This window comes from Thermogemmatispora tikiterensis (assembly GCF_003268475.1).
Classification (GTDB): Bacteria; Chloroflexota; Ktedonobacteria; order Ktedonobacterales; family Ktedonobacteraceae; genus Thermogemmatispora; species Thermogemmatispora tikiterensis.
The window spans coordinates 5,736,046-5,738,634 of record NZ_MCIF01000002.1 but is presented as its reverse complement, the minus strand read 5'-3'; the positions used below and the strand labels follow the sequence as shown (position 1 = coordinate 5,738,634).

The following is a 2,589-nucleotide window of genomic DNA, read 5'->3' as shown; positions in this document are numbered from 1 at the left end:
CGGCTCCTCGGGGAAAGCCGTCAGAGGGAGGTCTGATGACTCAGGCATGACGGGTCCTCCTGGGAGAGAGAGGCAGCGCGGCTGTGGACCCGGAAGGGCCAGCAGCGGTCGACAGATGACAGACCAGGCGGAAGGGAACGCCCTCCACCTGAACCAGGATCACGGGACTGGCCTGCCCCGGCGGTGACTGGACCTGCAGGGTCACGACACGCGGGGGACTGCCAGCAGGCTCCGAGAGCACGTGTGGGAAGGTACACAGGTGAATGCCAGGGGGAGCCTGCCCCGAGCCGGAGGCAGGGGCAGTCACCGCGATCACGAGAATGGTGCCGTGCCAGTCCTGAGCCAGCAGATGGAGCCGTCCATGATCCTGCAGGTCCAACTCGCTGACCCGGGCGGTTCCATAGGTGTACTGGTTCTGCTGCTCGTGCCACCAGGAGCTGACGGCAGGACCGAGCCAGCACAGCCAGAGCAATGCCAGCACCATGCCACCGCTCAGACTGAGCAGCGCTTGCAGGCGTCCGAGCCGGGGCCGGGGCGCGAGACGGTGAATGGGGCCTGAAGCGTCGGGAATGGTGGACTCCTCCACGGTCTCCGAGACCGTGGCAGGGGGCCGCAGACGGCTGGCTCGGGGAGGAATGCCTGTGGGAGAAGGCCGGGAAGCACGTGTAGGGGCCATCACAAGGAAGCCTCCATCTTTCCTATGGCAATCGAGCGTGTGACTGAACATCCAACAGCGCGGAAGTGAACAAGAGAGGCAACAGCGTCCTCTGGCTCCTCTGCCAGGCCGGTCCAGCGGCAGGCAAGGGGCCAGGGCAGGTCCGGCAGAGGAGCCGCAGACTCAGGGATCACGAGCGAACACCTCCTTTCCAAGGGTGTACGCCAACGGTAAGCAGTGCGAGATGTGCCTGGGCTTGGCAGGAGCGTAAGACGATGGTTCCCAGGACCACCTCGCTGACAGGTTCGTCTCACCACCAGGGATACGGGCGGTGCAACCGGATCTCATCAATCTGAACAGACGCAGGCGCAGGGGCCGGGAAACACACCGCAGAGGGCGGGCGTTCCCAGGGCTGCAGCAGCAACCAGCCGGTGGAACCCGAGGACGCTTCCTTCCCCTGCACCTGCGGTTCCTGTTCCGGGTGAGCGGGAGGAGTTTCCCCTGAACGTACGGGCACCACCTCTAGAAACACCCCCTGGGGAACCAGCAACGGGCAGTACTGGGGAGGGATGTGCTGGTCCTCCAGGAACCGCCGTGCGAAGCCATGCAGGAAAGCAGTGAGCAGCTGTTCTCGCTCCGGCAGAGGCCAATGGCGATCCAACAGTGTCCTGGCACGTCGCTGGGCCAGCAGCAGTGCATGCGGCCCACGCTGTCCCTCCAGATCGTAGCGGAGTCGTCCCGCGAGTTGCCAGTCTTCCTCGGTCCGCTGGGGGTGGAAGAAGAGCAGGGCATCGTCAGCCCCCAGAGCAGTCACCGCGACCGAGACAACGCGCTGAAACGTGTCGCGAAGGACCTCGTTCTGCACGTCAGGACTGAACAAGGCAGCAGGTTCCTGCAGGATCACCGGGTCACGTCCACACAGCCGCAGGGGTTCCTCCAGCTCCGTCGGATGCCACACGCGTCCGCGCCAGCGGAGCCACCACGGGGCCTCGGCCCAGAAGGAAGACACAGAGGACATACCACACCTCCTTCATCAGCATGGAAAGACAGACAGCAAGAAGACGGAGAGAATGGGGTGCTCAGGAAGCAGCCGAAAACCAGACCAGCCAGCTCAGCGAACCAGACCGAAGCGTGGCCGGCGGAGCTAGAAAGAGAGCACCCGAAACTGCTGCAAGGCAAACGAGACGCCAAAATGCTGTTTGCGGCGCCGGCCCGGCTCGAAGAACATCACGCAAACACTCCCGTCGTCAGCGACGGACGTCACGACCCCCTGGACCCAACGGAAGGCCGGAGTGCCATCAGGATGAAGACCAACGGGAGAAGGGACGAGCACCGTGTGCCCACACAGGCGGCGAGCCTGCAAGATCAGGCTGGCATAGGGCACAGCCCGGGGAGCACGGACCGATCTCCGACCGCGTCGGCGACGCGGTCCAGCAGGCAAAGACAGAACAACAGACACGAGGACCTCCTTGGGGAAACAACATGCTGATGGAGATCGAAAAGACATGACTTGGTGGCAGGCCCACAGGAACCACAGTCTCCCATGAGGCATATTCAGGGACAGGAGAGATCGCCGCGCACCCCCGAGCGAGCCAGTCCCTCCCCAGGATCGAAGGACACACCACCTCCAACTCGCCGGCCTTCCTCCTTTGCCCTTCCCACATGTCGTCCAGGCGCTTGGCCCCCTGTCGCGCATCACGTAAGTCATATGCTGTTGTCAGTGTGCTCTCACAGACCACCACTCTATGTCATTGGCACTATGTCTATCGAGCGACAGAATGACATATAAATGACATAGGCAGAGACAACCAATACTTCTGTCATTAATTCTAGCAGACACTAGTGACATTGTCAATATGTCAGTAAACATTACTGACATATTCTGCCTGCTTGCCTTATGCCACCTCTGTGCTATAATTACTGACAAAGACCCC

Annotated in this window: 3 protein-coding genes; all 3 read right to left on the bottom strand. The window is 62.1% G+C overall.

Features of this window, described 5'->3' with window-relative positions:
• Positions 1–40: 40 nt before the first annotated feature.
• The 3 genes from A4R35_RS22870 to A4R35_RS23990 all read right to left on the bottom strand — a co-directional run bounded on the left by A4R35_RS22870 (position 41) and on the right by A4R35_RS23990 (position 2,114).
• On the bottom strand, positions 41–676 hold the full coding sequence (locus A4R35_RS22870; protein WP_112433608.1) for a hypothetical protein: 636 nt from the start codon (positions 674–676) through the stop codon (positions 41–43).
• Positions 677–965: 289 nt separating this feature from the next.
• Positions 966–1,673: a hypothetical protein gene (locus A4R35_RS22865; RefSeq protein WP_112433606.1), complete on the bottom strand. Its 708-nt coding sequence runs from the start codon at positions 1,671–1,673 to the stop codon at positions 966–968.
• Positions 1,674–1,799: 126 nt separating this feature from the next.
• Positions 1,800–2,114, bottom strand: coding sequence for a hypothetical protein (locus A4R35_RS23990; protein ID WP_146747311.1), 315 nt, complete (start codon positions 2,112–2,114; stop codon positions 1,800–1,802).
• Positions 2,115–2,589 lie beyond the last annotated feature (475 nt).

What these genes read in the sequence shown, in the direction of transcription:
- A4R35_RS22865 (WP_112433606.1), bottom strand. Translation starts at nt 1,673, where the DNA reads ATGTCCTCTGTGTCTTCCTTCTGGGCCGAGGCCCCGTGGTGGCTCCGC.
- A4R35_RS22870 (WP_112433608.1), bottom strand. Translation starts at nt 676, where the DNA reads ATGGCCCCTACACGTGCTTCCCGGCCTTCTCCCACAGGCATTCCTCCC.